We start from the raw sequence: 18445 nt of genomic DNA on the forward strand, positions 1-18445 counted from the left end.
AGAGAGAGAAATGAGGAGAGAATAAACTCTATAGCAAGAAGGCTCTTGTGTCGTTCATCGGAACGTCAGCAAAAATAGAATTGACGGGAAAACACTCTAGCTATCCCAATAAACCGATCACTTAATAAAACGGAGACCAATATCCGGACTTAAACCTCAGCCCGAATATTGGATTTTATCAAATGCTATTTCGGCGGGAAGGTAATGAGTACAACTTTAGTTAGTACCCACTTTTGGACGTAATCCACCAGGCTAGCGACCTACGCGACTATTACATCATGCCGCCCATACCGCCCATGCCGCCCATACCACCTGCTGCGCCTAAATCAGCTTTATCGTCTTTAGGCAGATCAGTGATCATACATTCAGTAGTGATCATCAGGCCGGCGATAGATGCTGCAAATTGCAGAGCAGAACGGGTTACTTTGGTTGGATCCAAAATACCCATTGCGATCATATCGCCATACTGTTCGGTAGTTGCGTTATAACCGTAGTTGCCTTCACCTGCTTTCACGCTGTTTGCGATAACAGATGGCTCTTCACCTGAGTTGTCAACGATCTGACGCAGAGGAGCTTCCATCGCGCGCATTGCAACACGGATACCTACGTTTTGATCTTCGTTATCGCCTTTCAGACCAGCAATAGCCGCTGCAACGCGAACCAGCGCAACGCCACCACCAGCTACCACGCCTTCTTCCACTGCTGCGCGAGTTGCATGCAGAGCATCATCAACGCGAGCGCGTTTTTCTTTCATCTCAACTTCTGTTGCAGCGCCAACTTTAATAACAGCAACACCGCCAGCCAGTTTAGCTACGCGCTCTTGCAGTTTTTCACGGTCATAATCAGAAGTAGACTCTTTGATCTGCTGATTGATCTGAGCAACACGTCCGGCAATTGCATCTTCTTCACCAACGCCATCAATGATAGTGGTGGTATCTTTGTTGATAACGATACGTTTTGCCTGACCCAGATCTTCCAGAGTTGCTTTTTCCAACTCCAGGCCAATCTCTTCAGAAATAACATTACCGTTAGTCAAGACAGCGATATCTTGCAGCATAGCTTTACGGCGGTCACCGAAGCCAGGCGCTTTAACCGCAGCCACTTTGACGATGCCACGCATGGTGTTAACAACCAAAGTAGCCAGTGCTTCGCCTTCAACATCTTCAGCAACAATCAGCAAAGGCTTGCTTGCTTTAGCGACACCTTCCAGAACTGGCAACAGTTCACGGATGTTGGAGATTTTTTTATCTACCAGAAGAATATATGGGTTTTCTAATTCAACAGAACCGTTTTCTGGTTTGTTGATGAAATAAGGAGAGAGGTAACCACGGTCGAACTGCATACCTTCAACGACATCCAGCTCGTCTTCCAGGCCTGTACCTTCTTCAACGGTGATTACACCTTCTTTACCGACTTTATCCATCGCTTCTGCGATCAATTTACCCACAGTTTCGTCGGAATTCGCGGAGATAGTACCTACCTGAGCAATAGAGGTGGAATCTGAGCAAGGTACGGACAACTTTTTCAGTTCCGCCACTGCTGCAACCACGGCTTTATCAATACCGCGTTTCAGATCCATTGGGTTCATGCCAGCGGCTACGGCTTTCAGACCTTCAGTAACAATAGACTGAGCCAATACAGTTGCTGTCGTTGTGCCGTCGCCCGCAGCATCATTCGCTTTAGAGGCAACTTCTTTCACCATCTGAGCACCCATGTTTTCGAACTTGTCTTCCAGTTCAATTTCACGAGCGACGGAAACACCGTCTTTAGTGATTGCAGGAGCGCCGAAAGATTTATCCAGCACAACGTTACGGCCTTTAGGGCCTAGGGTTACTTTTACTGCATCAGCAAGAATATTCACACCACGTAGCATCTTAACGCGAGCGTCGCTACCAAATTTTACGTCTTTAGCTGCCATTGTTTCTTTCCTTTAAATTCGTTCAGTTAAGAAGATCTAAGCGCAATAATTACGCTTCAACAATTGCCAGAATGTCGCTTTCAGACATGATCAACACTTCTTCGTTGTCGATCTTCTCTGACTTAACACCGTAACCATCGTTAAAAATAACGATATCTCCAACTTTCACACACAGTGCTTTCACATCACCGTTTTCAAGGATGCGGCCATTGCCCACAGCCAGAACTTCGCCACGAGTGGATTTACTCGCAGCAGTGCCAGTCAGCACAATACCGCCAGCAGATTTTGATTCAACTTCTTTACGCTTGACGATTACACGATCATGCAATGGACGAATATTCATTGATAGCTCTCCTATAAGAAAGTCCATATCAGGTAAGAGGATTGATACCAGTATGCTTTCATTAAACTAGTATCATAATAAATTAAATGGGGACTTATTTATGATACTTCAAGGGCAGGCAAAAAAATATTTTACTTTTCTTGCCTACAGAAAAAAACCTATAGTTAAACCAAACATTTAGAAAATAACCGCTTATTAATGAGGCTTATGCTCGTCATCATCGGGCTTATGTTCTCTCAACGAACGGGAGGGATCATCCTGCTTACGCTCGTATTCACCCTCGAAAGTATTGCTATCCCGTCTAAACCCACCGCTATTATGAGGACGATAGAAATTGATATGCGGCATCAGTTTCATTACTAATTTTTTCTGAACCGGCGGCAGTAGCAACAATAATCCAAGGAAATCCGTAAAAAAGCCGGGAACGAGTAACAGGAAACCCGCCAGTAAAAGGGAAACGCTTTTTATCATTTCTGCTGCCGGACTCTCACCGTTAACCAATCTCTGCTGGATCTGGAGAAAATTCTTTATGCCCTGACTGCGAACCAAAGAGATACCGACACAAGAAGTAAACAACACCAGTAACAGAGTAAACAGCACGCCTAGTTCAGAGGCAACACGCACAAATAAAGTTGACTCGATGTAGACAAGCAAAAATATCAGGATAAATGGCAACCAACGCACTTGGTGCTCCTTCAATTGATTTGGATGAACAGGTTGTATCCTGAATAAATCATATCAACAAAATCCAAGGAACAACCAAATTAACGCTTTTTAATTTATTAAAGATATAATTGGGGTCACAGTTATCGTTTTCAATCCGCTGAAAATTTTGCTAATTAGACACGCAATTGTGATAAATATCACATATATCAAATCAGACTAAACAAATACCACTATAAAGTGATCCAGATTCAATGCATTTATTGCTAACCAGCATATGATCACGCGGGCAATCTGGTGATGAAGAGTTCATATCATAACTATTGCTGTTGGCAACATAATAATTGAATAAACGCATAATTAGACAGTAAAAACGTCATCTAATAAGAAGGTTCTCATGTCAAACAACATTCGTATCGAAGAAGACCTGTTAGGTAAACGAGAAGTCCCTGCTGAAGCCTATTACGGTATTCACACCTTACGTGCGATTGAAAACTTCCACATCAGTAACAACACCATTAATGATGTACCCGAATTTATCCGTGGCATGGTGATGGTAAAAAAAGCCGCAGCCTTAGCTAACAAAGAACTGCAAACTATTCCTAAGAAAATTGCAGACATCATCATCAAAGCATGTGACGAAGTGCTCTATAACGGCAAATGCATGGATCAGTTTCCAGTCGATGTGTTTCAGGGCGGCGCCGGTACTTCACTCAACATGAATACCAACGAGGTTCTGGCAAATATTGGTCTGGAACTGTTAGGTCATAAAAAAGGCGAATATGAGTACCTGAATCCCAATGACCATCTGAATAAAAGCCAGTCAACTAACGACGCTTATCCAACTGGTTTCCGTATCGCAGTTTATAACTCCATCCTGAAACTGATCGAGTCTATTGAGCTGTTAATTGCGGGCTTCGATAAAAAAGCTAGAGAATTCAGCGAGATCCTAAAAATGGGTCGTACCCAGTTACAGGATGCGGTTCCTATGACTCTAGGGCAGGAATTCAACGCATTCTCTATCCTGCTGAAAGAAGAAGTTAAAAACCTAAACCGCACGGCTGAATTACTGCTGGAAGTTAACCTTGGCGCTACTGCTATCGGGACCGGTTTGAATACCGCGCCAGGTTATCAGAAATTGGCGGTTGAAAAACTGGCTGAAGTTTCAGGTCTGCCTTGCATACCAGCCGAAGATCTGATTGAAGCAACCTCTGACTGTGGAGCTTATGTTATGGTCCACGGCGCTCTGAAGCGCCTGGCTGTCAAACTGTCTAAGATCTGCAACGACCTGCGTTTGCTTTCTTCTGGCCCTCGCGCTGGCCTGAATGAAATCAATCTACCAGAATTACAGGCAGGCTCTTCTATTATGCCGGCAAAAGTGAACCCGGTTATTCCAGAAGTTGTGAATCAGGTCTGCTTCAAAGTTATTGGTAACGATATTTGTGTTACTATGGCATCCGAAGCAGGCCAGTTACAGCTCAATGTAATGGAACCTGCTATCGGTCAGGCTATGTTTGAATCTATCTCTCTGCTAAGCAACGCTTGCTGCAACCTGGTAGAAAAATGCGTTAATGGCATCACGGCTAACAAGGAAGTTTGCGAAAACTTCGTATTCAACTCGATCGGTATCGTCACATATTTGAACCCGTTCATCGGTCACCACAATGGTGATATCGTTGGTAAGATTTGTGCCGAAACTGGTAAGAGTGTTCGTGAAGTCGTGCTGGAACGAGGCCTACTGACCGAAACTGAACTGGATGACATCTTCTCTGTAGAGAACCTAAAATGTCCATCTTATAAGGCAAAACGCTTTGACGATTAAGTTGTTGAATATAATAAAAAATAGCTCTTAGCAATAAGGCACGCGACTCCAACTGGATAGCGTGCCTTTTTACTTCCCTACATGCACAAAGTATTAACCTAAAATTTTCAAATTTTTAATTATTTCAAGGAGTCACTATTATGTTAGCCGTAGAATTGATTATCGTTCTGCTGGCCATCTTCCTGGGTGCAAGATTAGGGGGAATTGGCATTGGATTTGCCGGTGGTCTCGGCGTTCTGGTGCTGGCTGTAATTGGCGTTAAACCAGGGCATATCCCATTCGATGTTATTTCCATCATTATGGCCGTTATCGCCGCTATCTCTGCAATGCAGGTTGCCGGCGGTCTGGATTACTTGGTTCAGCAAACTGAAAAACTGCTGCGTAAAAATCCAAAATACATCACGATACTCGCACCTATCGTTACCTATTTCCTGACATTGTTTGCAGGTACGGGCAACATCTCTCTGTCAGCACTGCCTGTGATTACTGAAGTTGCGAAAGAACAAGGCATTAAGCCATGTCGTCCGCTTTCCACGGCGGTTGTAGCGGCCCAAATTGGCATCACCGCCTCACCCATTTCCGCGGCGGTCGTCTATATGTCCTCTCTGATGGAAGTCCACGGCGTCAGCTATATCCATCTGTTGATGGTGCTATTACCATCCACTTTCGCCGCTATCGTTCTGATGTCTTTCATCATCTCCTGGGCATTCAATTCCAAACTATCTGATGACCCCGTTTATCTGAAACGTCTGGAAGAAAACCTGGTAACTCTGCGTGGCAGCAAACAGATTGAGATCAAATCAAGGGCTAAAGCTTCTGTTCTGTTATTCCTGTCGGGTGTTATCAGTGTTGTTATTTACGCTATCGTCAACAGCCCAAGCATCGGCCTGATTGCAGAACCCCTGATGAACACTACTCACGCTATTCTGATCATTATGTTGAGTGTTGCAACTATCACCACCATGTTCTGTTCAGTTGATACTGACGCCATCCTGAACTCCAGTACCTTTAAAGCAGGTATGAGCGCATGTATCTGTATTCTGGGTGTTGCATGGCTAGGAGATACTTTTGTACAGGCAAACATGGATTGGATTAAAGGCACCGCTGGAGACTTAATCCACTCTCAACCTTGGCTGCTAGCGATTATTTTCTTCTTCTGTTCCGCCCTACTCTATTCTCAGGCGGCAACCGCAAAAGCATTGATGCCGATGGCTTTGGCTCTGAATGTCACACCATTGACCGCCATTGCCTCTTTTTCTGCGGTTTCTGGGTTGTTTATTCTGCCTACTTATCCAACCTTGGTTGCCGCCGTTCAGATGGATGACACCGGCACTACCCGTATCGGCCGTTTCGTATTTAACCATCCATTCTTTATCCCCGGCACCATTGGAGTTGCTCTGGCTGTTGCTTTCGGCTTCCTATTCGGCAGTATGATCCTCTAATTCTGCCTACCAATAGCCGCTTAATACAGGGGTGTATATCGCCCCTGTATACCCTCCCCAAAATGATATATTTTCTCTGAAAACCTTCGATAACTGTTTCAATCTTAACCAGAACACTTTCTGGTCTGGCAACCTTCGGTTATAGTGCTGAATCTGTTCCATTCAATTAGCTATCATTATCTTTATGATTAAACGTACTCTGATGCTATTTTTGCTGCTTTGCAGCATCCTCTTTACCCCAATGGCAGCGAACGCGCTGTTTGAACAACCGGGGCAAAATCCATATTTGCCAGTAGATCAGGCATTCATGTTTGATTTTCAGCAAAAAGGCGACAAATTGACGTTAAACTGGCAGATCAAACCGGGTTATTACCTTTATCGCAAACAACTTCATATTGAGCCGCAACAGGCCATACTGGGTAAAATTACGTTGCCGCAAGGTACAGCTCATCGAGATGAGTTCTTTGGTGAAACTGAAGTTTATTTCCAACAACTCATCGTCAATGTTCCTGTTACAGAGGCAAACAACAATTCTAATATCGTTGTCACTTACCAAGGCTGTGCCGCCGCAGGATATTGCTATCCACCTGAAACCCGCCTTGTTCCATTAAGTGCAGTTATTCCATCAAAAACAACTGACGCAACACCTAATCAACCTGCCCAGAAAGCACCAGAAAGCGCATCAAATGATCAACAACATTTACCTTTCTCACCACTCTGGGCAATCTTGATTGGCATCGGTATCGCCTTTACACCTTGTGTACTACCGATGTATCCATTGATTTCCGGCATTATTCTTGGCGGCCAACGCCCTAAGAGCCTAAAACAGATATTTTGGTTGGCGTTAAGCTATGTTCAAGGCATGGCGCTCACCTACACGCTACTTGGGTTGATTGTCGCGGCTGCGGGTCTACAATTTCAGGCCGCACTGCAACATCCATATGTACTGATCGGCTTATCAGTATTGTTTATTCTGCTAGCACTATCGATGTTCGGCCTCTATTCTCTGCAACTGCCTTCCTCTGTTCAGACGCGCTTAGTCAACTGGAGTAACCAGCAAAAAAGCGGCTCGCTTTTCGGTGTATTCGCTATGGGCGCGTTAGCGGGATTAATTTGCTCTCCTTGTACTACCGCGCCGTTAAGCGCGATTCTGCTCTACATCGCTCAAAGTGGTAATACCGTGTCAGGTGGCCTAACCCTTTATCTTTACGCTTTGGGAATGGGATTACCGCTCATTGCCGTCACCCTATTTGGTCATAAACTCCTGCCACGCAGTGGACCTTGGATGCAATATGTTAAAGAAGCTTTTGGCTTCATTATCCTCGCGCTACCCGTTTTCCTGCTGGAAAGAGTTATCGGTGATACCTGGGGAATACGGTTATGGAGCCTGCTGGTAGTCAGTTTCTTGGGATGGGGATTTGCTCTGACAATTAGAAGCCAAAACGGTTGGGTACGAGTCATACAACTGATATTGTTAATTCTGATGCTGATAGCTACCCGTCCGTTGCAAGATTGGTTTTGGGGTACAACAGTTACCCAACAGTCGCAGCACAGCCTCAACTTCCGCCAGATAAATAACTGGCAGGAGTTAGAAGATATAATGACACAAAACAGCCATAAAACCGTTATGCTTGATTTCTATGCTGACTGGTGTACCGCTTGTAAAGAATTTGAAAAATATACTTTCAGCGATCCACAAGTTCAGTTACAACTGCGGGATACCTTACTATTACAGGCCAATGTCACAAATAACAGCCCGCAACAGAAACAACTTCTAGAAAAACTTAGCGTTCGGGGATTACCGACTATTCTGTTTTTTGATTCTCAAGGAAAAGAGATCCCCGATTCACGGGTGAATGGTTTTATGAATGCAGCCCGCTTTAACGAGCATTTGCAGCATCTGCCAAAATGATCTTGAAGGAGAACACCGTGCAACGAGAACAAGTCCTTAGTCATGCCTTAAACTTACTAGAGCAACATGGCTTATCCATCACCACTGAGATACTTTTTGGCTCGCTCAACATGGATATCGAATATCTCAAGCAGTTCTGGCCCGATCGGGAAGCGCTGCTTTATGACTGCCTACGTTATCACGGCCAACAGATTGAAGTCTGGCAACGACAGATATTACTGGATGAAAATCTGACTCCAGAACAGAAGCTACTGGCCCGTTATGCAGCCCTTGATGAAAAAGTAAAAGAGAAACGCTATCCAGGCTGCCTGTTCATCGCGGCCTGTAGCGAATTCCCTGAATCTGACCACCCTATTCATCAATTAGCTGAATTACAAAAACAGAGTTCCTCCCGCTACACCACCGAGCTATTACATCAACTGGATATTGAAGATTGCGAACTCGTTGCCAAACAGATGGAGCTGATTCTGGAAGGTTGCTTAAGTAAGCTACTGATCAAACGGAATATTGATGATATCGCGACGGCAAAACTACTGGCAGAAGATGTTTTAGCTATTGCTTTATGCCGCAAAAATGGCGCGTTAAGTTAACAAAAATCAGCCTAAGATGAACAACCACACAAATTCCGGGCAAAAAGAAAGCAAACAATCCGCTTTTATCATTTTTTATCAGAAAGGCATTGACGACTTAGGCTGAATACGGTTTAATGCGCCCCGTTGCCCGGATAGCTCAGTCGGTAGAGCAGAGGATTGAAAATCCTCGTGTCGGTGGTTCGATTCCGCCTCCGGGCACCATATCAAAGAGCGTTGGTTGAGAGATGAGAAGACTGAACGGGCGTTCGATATCGGAACCTAAAAGTGCATCGCGTAGTATTATTCAATCATGCAATATTTCGATGTTAATTAAAGGGGTTCTAAATTCAGGATATCTGAGAAATCAGATGTTCCTTTTTCGTTTGAGCGCAATATTTACAAGTTCCATTGTAACTGTCAAGCCATCCAAACCAAAATCAACGAATTAATTAACACGATGTTGTATATCGGTTCTTCAGATTTCCTGATTGGTTAGAAGAAGGTTAATTCTGGGAGACTGCATCAGTTCAAAAAAATTCCCCATCTTGCAACAGGGAATTATTTATGTAGAAAAAGGCAAATTCAGACAACAGCGAGAATATTCTGTTTTATCCGATTAACATTTCGCCTCTTTCTGGCTCAACATCAATATACAGCATCAACTCACGCTCCAGCGCGCGCCCGGCAATATCCAGATTGATATCAATATATTCCATCGTAGTCGTAATACTGCGATGCCCCAGTAATCCGCGCACCATTTGCAAATTACGATCAGGCGCTTTCATCAGTTCAGTTGCCAAAGTATGCCGGAAACGGTGGGGGCCCACATCAAATCCACACTCCTTTGACAAACGACGAAAGAATGACTTTATCGTCTGTAATTGATCAGTTTCATTTCCTCTGTCTGTTTTGGCGGTAAAATAGTTCACACAGAACAGGGGATCACTGGATTTTGCCCCAGCGGCTTGCGCACGTTCCAGCAAAATCTCCAGCCGCGGATACAACCATTTCACCACCGGCACCTGGTGTTCATAATGGTTCTTACTCCCCTCAGAGCAAAGAATAATCCGGCGCTCATCCAGGTCAATATCCCCGAGCCGGATATGTAATAACTGATTTTGCCGCATCCCGGTATAACGCAACGTATCCAATACCGTCAGCCAGTACCAGGTCGGATATAATGCACAGCGGGCACGATGATTATCCCCTGTCCGTCGTTCCCGCTCTTCAAATTGCCCCATCGTGAGATACAAGGTTGTCAGTTGTTTTTTGGTCAATGTTTTCTTTTTATTTTTGTTCTCATTAACCTCTACACCAATAAATGGGTTTTCCGTTTGGGGCAGTATTTTTTCTTCTATCGCCAAATTAAACACTGACCGCATATGCGCAATCTTACGTTCCAGGTCACGCCTTTCAGTCCGCGCTGATGCAACACATATCTGCGCCACGCCAGGACCTGCTGTCGGGTTACCTGAGCAGGCCGATTGTCGGCACCTGCAAACACCTGGAATGTATTCACCACCTTGCGATAACTCGACTCAGTAGCCGGTCGCAAGATTTTGGCAAAAAAATATTCATCCAGCAGGTTATCCCAGGTCATACTGTCCATCTCTACTTCCTCACTTCATCAATTTAAAAACCCATTGCGGGGCGCGAAAAATAACGCATGGTTATTATAACACATTGTTATTAAAGATACTTTCTCAGGAAATCATTAGAAAAGGGCTATCCTCGGGTACAGGACTACCACGGTAAAGCAAAGTACTTTTGATTAAGTAGCCATGAACACGTTGATAAGAGCCAATCCGATCAGCAGAATCATAAAGATGACAACAACAAAAACACTTTCCACGACTTACTCGATGTCGTCCCAGCCGCTCAAATGCGGTTTGTACCCGCTTCCATTTTTGGCTAACCTCTTTGCCATCCGCCTGTTTTTTCTCACTAAGAAACTGAAAGAAAATAGCCGGCGCACTCACAAACACAAAGCCGCCAACCAAATGTATCCGGGCTTTCGGCGTATTCATGTTCATCACCCCCTGCATTAAGCCAACGGACAACCAGTCCCAGAACTGCTCTCCAATACAGGATGTCTCAATAGCATTTTCATGATTCTGCCATGTTGTCTGAACAGCGTGTTGTGAAGACATTGACGTGTATGGCGGTGCGATTTCCGCTTCATTCACCATAACTTGTTCTGTCACTGTAGTAGCAACATTCATCCCCATCAATGACAGTAACTGTTGCGTGCTTCCGTCCGACTGCATCCCCTTCTCCGGCGTGACTGTCATAGCAGTAAAGGGGAGCTCATCAACAGGCTTCACGGCTGATGAAACAATTTTAGCCATCGTGTTATCTTCTTGCCGTATCTGAGAGGGCAGAACACTTTCCATTGCGGTTGATAAAGGCGTAGCAGAAACATCGGGATTTCCTGAAACAATAATTTGCGATGATGCAGCTGTGACAGATAATATTTCTGATATTGTCGGTGCACCGGCTTTATTCAAAGCTTCTGTCATTATCTGATTTATTGCGTTATCTTTCTTCATCTCACCGGATAGAATACAAAACAGCGAAGGCAAGGCATCAGGTACCGACGCCAGCCAGGTCAATGCCTTAGCCGGCAGCAATCGCCCGGCAAGTAACACCCCAAAATGACAGGCAACCCTCATCGCCACTGGGGGAGTTTTGAACCGGAAACGATACGACCCCTGCGGCACAGCCAGCCCAGGGTACCAGGGTTGGCCTTCATCCAGTTCGCCCTCAAACTTTGCCAAAACAGGCAAAAAATGAAATAACGCAGCGTAAAACACCACCGTGTTCCATATCACACTTTGTGCTGCCTGCGTCTCAGGCGCCACACCCGGCGGTAACATCTGCCCTTTCGCCAGACGTACGGCAAATGCAGTACATTGCAACGTCACATCAATTAATCCGCCCAAACGAGCATAAGGTCCCTGCGGTGCCGCCGGAAGTTGTTGCATCAATGCCACACACTCATGTAATGGGGCCAGCCACAGCGTCTGATAGAGTGTTTTGGATAATGCGCTATTGTCCCACAGACACTGTAAATACTGTCGTCGCCGGGAAGTATCCAGCAATAGCCTGGACTCAGACGGCAAAAAGTAGCCTGCTTTGACCGTTTGTGGGATGGCGGCGGATTGTGGAAGTGGCTTTTTTCCTGTGGATGCTCCTGCCAGCAGGACTTTAATTTTTTTCAACACGATTAATCTCCCCTATTTTTTCTAAAACCCTAATACATCCTCTGACAGGGACAAGGCAAAACTCTTTTTCCGGGAATAAAAATTAATCGATGAAAACAGCACGCAATGATTCAAACGTGTCCAATTCAGTCACGGGTAAACGAAGCATGTATCCAGTTATTTCGTTGAATCCGCTACGATAAGTACAAAAGGCAAGAACTTTATTCAATGAGGGATCATGCAAGAAAGGATTAAAGAGGGAAATAGAATGCGCCCAGTGCATCTGGGAAGCACTATCGATTCAGACTAAAACACGTCAGGGATGAACCCAATAACCTCAGTCGGTTTATTTTGCACCTCCGTCCTGTTGGATAAAAACTCCGGCCCAAGAGCCGGAATTTGCTTAATCAAGTGTCTCAAACCGTTTGAACCTCATACTGCTGACGATTTTTCCTGAGACGACAATGCCAGTTTCCCAGCCAATGTACCGGAGTATACATGACCCGATGACGTTCATTCGTCAGGGCATCACCTATCACCACCTCCCCAGGTATCCCCAATAGAGAAAGCTGGATATAGGCCATCGAAGCCGCCACGACATCAATATCCACACAGGATACCCACATATGCTGAGCAGGATTATAACCTGACATTTTCAACACTTCCGCTGCCGCAATAACCATACAACCCGCACCACAAGCTGGCTCATATAAGGTGAAAAAGGGCTGCTTCGTTAAGCGTTGCTCGACGTCACTCAACTGCATTTTCGCCATGACCAAGCTAATGGGCCAGGGAGTAAAGAATTGCTTCAGATGTTTGTTGCCCAGATTCAATTGCATAAAAACACCGCCAAGAAAATCATGGGGTTCAAATTCCAATCCCATCATGACATGTTCAAGCAGTTGAGAAAACCGGCTAACATCCTCCGGCTTATAGTGTTTGATGATTTGCAGATATCCTTGCTCCAGCTTACTGTCCGGGCAAACTGCATTATGCAGACTAATTGCCGCACATTGTACAAAATCATCGAATACTCGGTTACGATAATAATAACGGGCAGTTTCATTAAACAAGGTAATAAACGCTTTTTTATGATCAATCAAGACAGACAAAACATGCTCCTGGAAAACGGGGAACATGTCCCACTAAGGGATATATTCCCCCTTGTGGGTAAATCGCCGGCGTAATATCCGCCGGCAGTAGCGTTATCAGACACTCAGGCAAACCTGAACTTTTTTATGTCAATTCACCCCAGGGAATTTCCCTACGGGATAACACTGTCAGCGCACTAACAGCCGTCATGTGAAATATTACCGAGAATGTAGGCTGGCCCTATCACCTTACGGATACCGTCTTCCTCACCAAACTCCAGCTCATCAACTCTACCTTCTTCCCACTGCCCATTCCGGTATTTGTCGTAACCACAAAAGCCACAGACATCCTCAAAATAATGGGTGATATGGCAGTGATATTGTCTGGATAAAGGAACCATGATTTTTTCATACCACGGCTCCCAAGGCGCTGCATCAAAACTCCCGGTTAAACTGCCATCATCATTGTGCTTCCAGGCTATTTCATAACCTCGCGGCCGCACCATATCGTACAATCGGAAATACAATTCATGAGTTGTCTCGTGATCCCTTAACAATCCGCCGCAAAATCCATTGATTTCACTCGCAAGATGGGTCGGTATCAGCAGAAACAAGTCACAAGGCACCGTCTCTGTCAGCCGATCATCAAGATGAGACCACTGCATTTCCGTGTCACGTTCTCCGCTCCAATCAACCAAACCGAACCAGTCACAGGACTTTTGGTTAAATAAAGCCATGATGGTTTTCTGCGCTGTCGGGAGCAACGTCTCCCATTTTCGCTCGGCCAGACCACTTTGTTGGTATAGCCTGTCAATCTGTTGGCTGGTGACTTCATCAAGCGCAACATTCTCTTTTAACAAGGCCAGCCATTGCTCAAATGCCCAATTTTCCGGTGACATTTCACCCACTCCACTCGCTACCAGCGCTGGATAAAGTGGGTAATCTATTGTTTCAGTCGGTTGCAGAAGACCAGCACAGCCCGCGACAAACAGCTTAATACTTTGATGGATCGCCTGCCCGTAATAGGGAATTTTGTCTCCCAATCCCCATTGTCGCAGGGCATCCAGTTGGTCAGGTTGGCCAGTGATATTCAAACGATTGGCGTACCACTTCGACATAGTAAAACATCCTCTTTTTTTACCTGAAAAAGGGCACACCTTGTGAAGGCAATGCCCCCACAGGCAAGTGATAAGTTCAGAAATGTGAAAAAAGGCTATCCGGCTTTCAGACAGACCCATTCAAGTTATTTATAACCGGACAGCCGGTCTCCACAATTTTGTGGCCTGCACATCAGAGCGCCTTCTCTTTCCAAACGCCGCGATAACCCTGCCCGTCATCACCCGGTACAAATCAGGCCGGAAACGCCTGCCGTGGCGACGGGCAGTTTTATGCTTACGAACGATTTTTAGGTAAGTTTTGGTATGAATCTTTTTCATCAATAATGCTCCGAAATAAAAACGGGCATTATCCCCTGAGGGGAAATAACGCCCGTCAGGGTGAAAACAACTGCCGGCAGCCCGGCAATCAGGGGTAAAATTGTGTGATAATTTGTGTGGCTGTCAGCGCCACCTTCAGATCACATTTGTCATTCAGTAACCGGTTGAGTGTAGATATGGAGAAACCCAGCTTTTCCGCAAAATCATCGCCGCCCGATTCCTCCCGGGCACGTTCATACCAGCCTTCGTCCTTCTCCGGATGATAACCGCAAGCATAAGCGACAAGATATTTGCCGTTTTGCATCGAACCGATATCAGACATGATATAAATGCCCTGATCCTTGACCAGCAACACGTCACACTGATGGGCTATCGCTTCCTGCAACACAGGTTTCAGATCTTTAGCCTTAAAAAGTAACATCATCATTCTCCTGAGGAGAAACGTTCCCATTGAGGGAACATGTCCCCCAATGGGTTAAAGTTTAGTTATGCCGCCAGCCTCTGTACTGGCGAAGACAGGCTCACTGAACGGGTTTTCAGCACAAACTGCTCATCTACCCATGTGATTGCCTCATCCACCACATCCCGATAATCCTTGAGTGTCGGGTTATTAACATTTTCAATGTCTACATCTGATCGAAAACTCTCTATTACACAACCATTTTTGTATACCACATCAACCTGGAACTGGACTGGCGTCATGAGTCCATCAGAGACCTCATCGATATAGTCTTCGAGATACCATGACTCAAATTCCTCTGCGTCAATATTGTGTAAATCCTGTGGCCCCATGAAGACATCGATGTAACCGACAGAGAAGGAAAAACGCCTTATCAAACGGGGTTCAACCTGTAAGTGACGAAGAAATTGGCCCAGACGTTCAAAACAATACAGACACGTTTCTGTCAACTGCTTATCCAAATAGTCCATAAAACGTGTCCAGTACTTTTGTGTTTTGCTGAACTGTTCCAGCCCAATTTGTTCATCTTCCGGTAGATTATCCTGCGCCGTCAGACGCAAAAATTCCTCTGCCGTTAGATTCAGTAACACGGCTGTATCCGGCCGGATAAGGGTATCCACACGACCATTGCTTTCCGGATGGGTATAAGGCATCAGCAACGGATCCTGATAAACATGAGATATCGCATCCATCCCCCGTATCCATAACGTCAGGATACGTTCACTATTTCTGCATCTAGCCCGGTTTGCCGGATCCTCAGACAAGCTGTCCAAAAGATGAGTCATGACAGGCAAAAGTAACTCTTTGGTAAACTTTATATGGGTATCGACGTAGTCTCTCTGGCTTTCATTAAACAGACAGAAAATAGCGTCGTCATCCAGCGCCAGCCCCATTCGTTCTACGAATTGATGCCGGATATAAAAACGTAATAAAGACATAAGGGAAATCTCGTAATTGACGGGGTTCCCCCTGTAGGGGATATCCCCTATCGGGTTAATGTGATGCCACCCAATGGTGACCTGAATGAAAGATGTGTGTCAGCCGGCCTTGCGCATCGCTATTTCATCTTCAGCTTCCTGACGCTGACGTTTAAATTGCCAGAATCCTAAATGGTACATTGGCGTCACCATTTTCTGAGACATGACATTAGTGAGTGAATTGCCCACCGTGACCACGGCCGGGACACCCAGCAACGACAGTTGGATATAAGTCATCATCGCAGCAACCGGGTCAATATCGAGACAAAACGCCAACATCTGTTGCTGAGGATTAAACCCCGCTTCCAGCATGGTCTGATACATCGCAATAATCATTCCGCCAGCACCGCAAGCCGGGTCAGACACCGTGATATATTCACGCTCACCGGATTCCAGCATTGGCAAACCGTCAGCAAGCTGTAATTTGGCCATCATATGACTAACCGGAAACGGCGTAAAATACTGGCCAACCTGGTCATTACCTAATTCCAGCGCCATGAAAACAGCGCCCAGAAAATCACCGGCTTCATACTCCAGCCCCATAATAACTTCACTCAGCAAACGACTCAGCCGGAATGCATCTTCACGGGAATAACGTTTAACCCGCTGCATATAGTCCGCTTCAAATTCATCATTTTGCAACAACGCGTTGTACAGTGAACAAGCTGCCATATGCACAAAATCACAGAACACCTGCCAGCGATTTTCATGCGGCGCAATCTGGTTAAACAGTCTGATAAAAGCCTGTTTATGTGGATTCGGTTCCCGGTAAGTGGCCGCCAACGGCAGTTCCACAACATTATCGTCAGACGGATCATTATCTTCATCTTCACGGCTACGGTCAGACGCCACCGGCGGTAACAGCAACCGTTCAGATTGTGATAATCTGTCCGGTTCACAGGTATCAGCCGGTTCTGTCGCCGGGATCCGAGAATAGTTCAGACACGATGGCTGGCTGGAAAATAACGCCAATGCCTCACTGGCCTGCCCCAATTCTTCCGGAAACAACCTGCCTTCTGGCTGGTCACGCCGTTCCCAGTGATATATTCGGGCTAAAGCACTGACAGCCATCAGCGGTGTGATACCCTCATCAATATGGCGCTGAACCACCTCATCATATTCCAGCATGGTGTCATTCAGCGGCAGACCATAGTGCTCACTGAGTAATACGGTAGCCATCTGCTGCCACAATTCCACCTGGCTTGGTAACTGCTGTCGCCGGTCTTGCAAATAATCCATTGCACGGCGGGCATCATTAGCAACCTGAAATAACCACCACGGATCTGAGCCCAAAGCGTGTTCCCAGAGTATCGTATTATCAGGATATACCAGGTTACCCCGGACACCCGTCAATGCAGCCAAAAACGCGGCGCCTAGTGCTGTCACCCATTGTTCCCGACTTTTATCCCACTCACTTCGGGCTGTCAGGCCAAAACGGTTTAACCGGGACGGATGGCCAGAGGCATGAACCAGTTGATGCAATAAATCATGCCAGTATTGTGTACTTTCGGCATAGTCCTGACAGCCAGGCAGTTCAATACGGTCATGCAACGACCAGTAAACGGGCACAATGCCTGACCGATGAACCACCGGGATCCCACTGGCCGTCACCAGTTGCTGAACAGCGGCAAAACCGGGAGCCGGACGGGGGGGTAAAGGGCAACCTGGTTGGAGTTCTGCCGGCAGTCCTTCACATTGTTCCAGATTAATCACACGCATCAGCGACATTGAAGGCCGGTAACGGACGATGGTTGTCGGTTTTTCACCTTTGACCACACATCCGCCTAACGCTCTTAAATCATCACCGGTTAACCAGCGATTAGATATCAGCTGCCGCTGCAACATAGTTTGCCAAAGCAACAGCACATTGATACCGCTAAACGGTTGTCCGGTCAGTGCATGCTGCGGCAAACCGTACTCACTGGCCGCTTGCCAAGGCTGCTGCCAGAGCGCCCCTCCACTTTCCATTCTGTCTGTAAGACGTCGGGTTATTAACCGGCAGATATCGTCCGGTAGGTAAGAAAGGGTCATCATCTTTCCTGTCTAAAATTAAGGAAGAGACCATTCCACAGGGAGTCGTCTCTCCCCTGGAGATAAATAATTAGCGCATGAAATAATTAGCTATTCTGGCCGGTAACGCAGTCAGCCCGCGATAAACCGATGACAAATCAACCTCATAAGCGTGAACAATCAAACATACTCCCGTCACCAGCGACGTCAATGCTATCCCGGTCAACAGCCAGCGACGACGCTGCCTGAGTTTTTTCTCCTTTAGCTGAACCTGTTGATACAGGAACAGCCCCAGAGTCTGCAACTCACTGAACCGGTGAAATTCCTCACGCCGTAAGGCTTCACATGCCTCATCGTAACGCTCAAGCTCTGTCGGATGATGACGAGCAAGAAAACAGCGGTAACCGTGATTTCTCAGCGTGTGATAATGATTGTCGAATTGCGCCTGCAACCACTGATTAAACCGGTTACGGGTTTTTTTGAATATTTCCGGCTCAGCCAGCGCCTGCACGGACAGGGACTGGGACGGTGACCGAATATGTTCTTTAGTCGTCATTGTACTCATAGGGTTAACTCCTGTTGTAAAAAAATGACTG

Annotated in this window: 15 protein-coding genes, 1 tRNA gene and 1 pseudogene; 5 read left to right on the forward strand and 12 right to left on the reverse strand. The window is 46.0% G+C overall.

The genetic code is table 11. The features are described 5' to 3' along the window. Positions 1–271: 271 nt before the first annotated feature. The 3 genes from groL to TI10_RS08035 all read right to left on the reverse strand — a co-directional run bounded on the left by groL (position 272) and on the right by TI10_RS08035 (position 2945). Positions 272–1918, reverse strand: coding sequence for a chaperonin GroEL (groL, locus tag TI10_RS08025; RefSeq protein WP_049582776.1), 1647 nt, complete (start codon positions 1916–1918; stop codon positions 272–274). Positions 1919–1967: 49 nt separating this feature from the next. Continuing rightward, complete coding sequence (locus tag TI10_RS08030; RefSeq protein ID WP_049582777.1) at positions 1968–2261, reverse strand: co-chaperone GroES; 294 nt, start codon at positions 2259–2261, stop codon at positions 1968–1970. A gap of 195 nt (positions 2262–2456) precedes the next feature. Then, positions 2457–2945: an FxsA family protein gene (locus TI10_RS08035; protein WP_049582778.1), complete on the reverse strand. Its 489-nt coding sequence runs from the start codon at positions 2943–2945 to the stop codon at positions 2457–2459. A 376-nt stretch (positions 2946–3321) separates the two neighbouring features. On the opposite strand from TI10_RS08035, the gene aspA reads away from it, so the two are divergent. The 5 genes from aspA to TI10_RS08060 all read left to right on the forward strand — a co-directional run bounded on the left by aspA (position 3322) and on the right by TI10_RS08060 (position 8894). Then, the gene (gene aspA / locus TI10_RS08040; protein WP_049582779.1) at positions 3322–4746 is read left to right on the forward strand and encodes an aspartate ammonia-lyase; all 1425 of its coding nucleotides are present in this window, start codon (positions 3322–3324) and stop codon (positions 4744–4746) included. 140 nt (positions 4747–4886) lie between these two features. After that, positions 4887–6188, forward strand: coding sequence for an anaerobic C4-dicarboxylate transporter (locus TI10_RS08045; protein WP_049582780.1), 1302 nt, complete (start codon positions 4887–4889; stop codon positions 6186–6188). Between the two features lie 184 nt (positions 6189–6372). Beyond that, positions 6373–8100: a protein-disulfide reductase DsbD gene (locus TI10_RS08050; RefSeq protein WP_049582781.1), complete on the forward strand. Its 1728-nt coding sequence runs from the start codon at positions 6373–6375 to the stop codon at positions 8098–8100. A 17-nt stretch (positions 8101–8117) separates the two neighbouring features. Next, complete coding sequence (dicD, locus tag TI10_RS08055) at positions 8118–8690, forward strand: division control transcriptional repressor DicD (protein WP_049582782.1); 573 nt, start codon at positions 8118–8120, stop codon at positions 8688–8690. Between the two features lie 128 nt (positions 8691–8818). Beyond that, positions 8819–8894 (forward strand) — tRNA-Phe (locus TI10_RS08060). 386 nt (positions 8895–9280) lie between these two features. On the opposite strand, the pseudogene TI10_RS08065 reads toward TI10_RS08060, so the two are convergent. The 9 genes and pseudogenes from TI10_RS08065 to TI10_RS08100 all read right to left on the reverse strand — a co-directional run bounded on the left by TI10_RS08065 (position 9281) and on the right by TI10_RS08100 (position 18414). Further along, a pseudogene (locus tag TI10_RS08065) lies at positions 9281–10281 on the reverse strand (tyrosine-type recombinase/integrase). Between the two features lie 94 nt (positions 10282–10375). Then, positions 10376–11896 carry a conjugal transfer nickase/helicase domain-containing protein gene (locus TI10_RS08070; RefSeq protein ID WP_049582783.1) on the reverse strand — a complete coding sequence of 507 codons (1521 nt, stop codon included), beginning with the start codon at positions 11894–11896 and terminating at the stop codon, positions 10376–10378. A 395-nt stretch (positions 11897–12291) separates the two neighbouring features. Beyond that, a complete protein-coding gene (locus TI10_RS08075; RefSeq protein ID WP_049582784.1) occupies positions 12292–13014 on the reverse strand; it encodes an N-6 DNA methylase in 723 nt (240 codons plus the stop codon). A gap of 149 nt (positions 13015–13163) precedes the next feature. After that, positions 13164–14084 carry a DUF1281 domain-containing protein gene (locus TI10_RS08080; RefSeq protein WP_049582785.1) on the reverse strand — a complete coding sequence of 307 codons (921 nt, stop codon included), beginning with the start codon at positions 14082–14084 and terminating at the stop codon, positions 13164–13166. A 129-nt stretch (positions 14085–14213) separates the two neighbouring features. Next, entirely contained in the window at positions 14214–14402 is a 189-nt protein-coding gene (locus tag TI10_RS23580; protein WP_074524944.1) for a hypothetical protein, read from the reverse strand. An 88-nt stretch (positions 14403–14490) separates the two neighbouring features. Beyond that, positions 14491–14823 (reverse strand): DUF3085 domain-containing protein, encoded by a 333-nt coding sequence (locus TI10_RS08085; RefSeq protein WP_049582786.1) that lies wholly within the window; start codon positions 14821–14823, stop codon positions 14491–14493. Between the two features lie 65 nt (positions 14824–14888). Continuing rightward, positions 14889–15800 (reverse strand): hypothetical protein, encoded by a 912-nt coding sequence (locus tag TI10_RS08090; RefSeq protein WP_049582787.1) that lies wholly within the window; start codon positions 15798–15800, stop codon positions 14889–14891. Between the two features lie 99 nt (positions 15801–15899). Further along, positions 15900–17870 carry an ArdC-like ssDNA-binding domain-containing protein gene (locus TI10_RS08095; protein WP_049582788.1) on the reverse strand — a complete coding sequence of 657 codons (1971 nt, stop codon included), beginning with the start codon at positions 17868–17870 and terminating at the stop codon, positions 15900–15902. A gap of 70 nt (positions 17871–17940) precedes the next feature. Beyond that, positions 17941–18414, reverse strand: a complete 474-nt coding sequence (locus TI10_RS08100) for a hypothetical protein (protein ID WP_049582789.1) — start codon at positions 18412–18414, stop codon at positions 17941–17943. Positions 18415–18445: the final 31 nt, after the last annotated feature.

This window comes from Photorhabdus luminescens subsp. luminescens (assembly GCF_001083805.1).
GTDB classification, from domain to species: domain Bacteria; phylum Pseudomonadota; class Gammaproteobacteria; order Enterobacterales; family Enterobacteriaceae; genus Photorhabdus; species Photorhabdus luminescens.

Bases quoted from the DNA above. Each gene is read 5' to 3' on its own strand.
- groL (WP_049582776.1), bottom strand. From the start codon at position 1,918: ATGGCAGCTAAAGACGTAAAATTTGGTAGCGACGCTCGCGTTAAGATG.
- TI10_RS08030 (WP_049582777.1), bottom strand. From the start codon at position 2,261: ATGAATATTCGTCCATTGCATGATCGTGTAATCGTCAAGCGTAAAGAA.
- aspA (WP_049582779.1), top strand. From the start codon at position 3,322: ATGTCAAACAACATTCGTATCGAAGAAGACCTGTTAGGTAAACGAGAA.
- TI10_RS08045 (WP_049582780.1), top strand. From the start codon at position 4,887: ATGTTAGCCGTAGAATTGATTATCGTTCTGCTGGCCATCTTCCTGGGT.
- TI10_RS08050 (WP_049582781.1), top strand. From the start codon at position 6,373: ATGATTAAACGTACTCTGATGCTATTTTTGCTGCTTTGCAGCATCCTC.
- TI10_RS08075 (WP_049582784.1), bottom strand. From the start codon at position 13,014: ATGTTCCCCGTTTTCCAGGAGCATGTTTTGTCTGTCTTGATTGATCAT.
- TI10_RS08080 (WP_049582785.1), bottom strand. From the start codon at position 14,084: ATGTCGAAGTGGTACGCCAATCGTTTGAATATCACTGGCCAACCTGAC.
- TI10_RS23580 (WP_074524944.1), bottom strand. From the start codon at position 14,402: ATGAAAAAGATTCATACCAAAACTTACCTAAAAATCGTTCGTAAGCAT.
- TI10_RS08085 (WP_049582786.1), bottom strand. From the start codon at position 14,823: ATGTTACTTTTTAAGGCTAAAGATCTGAAACCTGTGTTGCAGGAAGCG.
- TI10_RS08090 (WP_049582787.1), bottom strand. From the start codon at position 15,800: ATGTCTTTATTACGTTTTTATATCCGGCATCAATTCGTAGAACGAATG.
- TI10_RS08095 (WP_049582788.1), bottom strand. From the start codon at position 17,870: ATGACCCTTTCTTACCTACCGGACGATATCTGCCGGTTAATAACCCGA.
- TI10_RS08100 (WP_049582789.1), bottom strand. From the start codon at position 18,414: ATGAGTACAATGACGACTAAAGAACATATTCGGTCACCGTCCCAGTCC.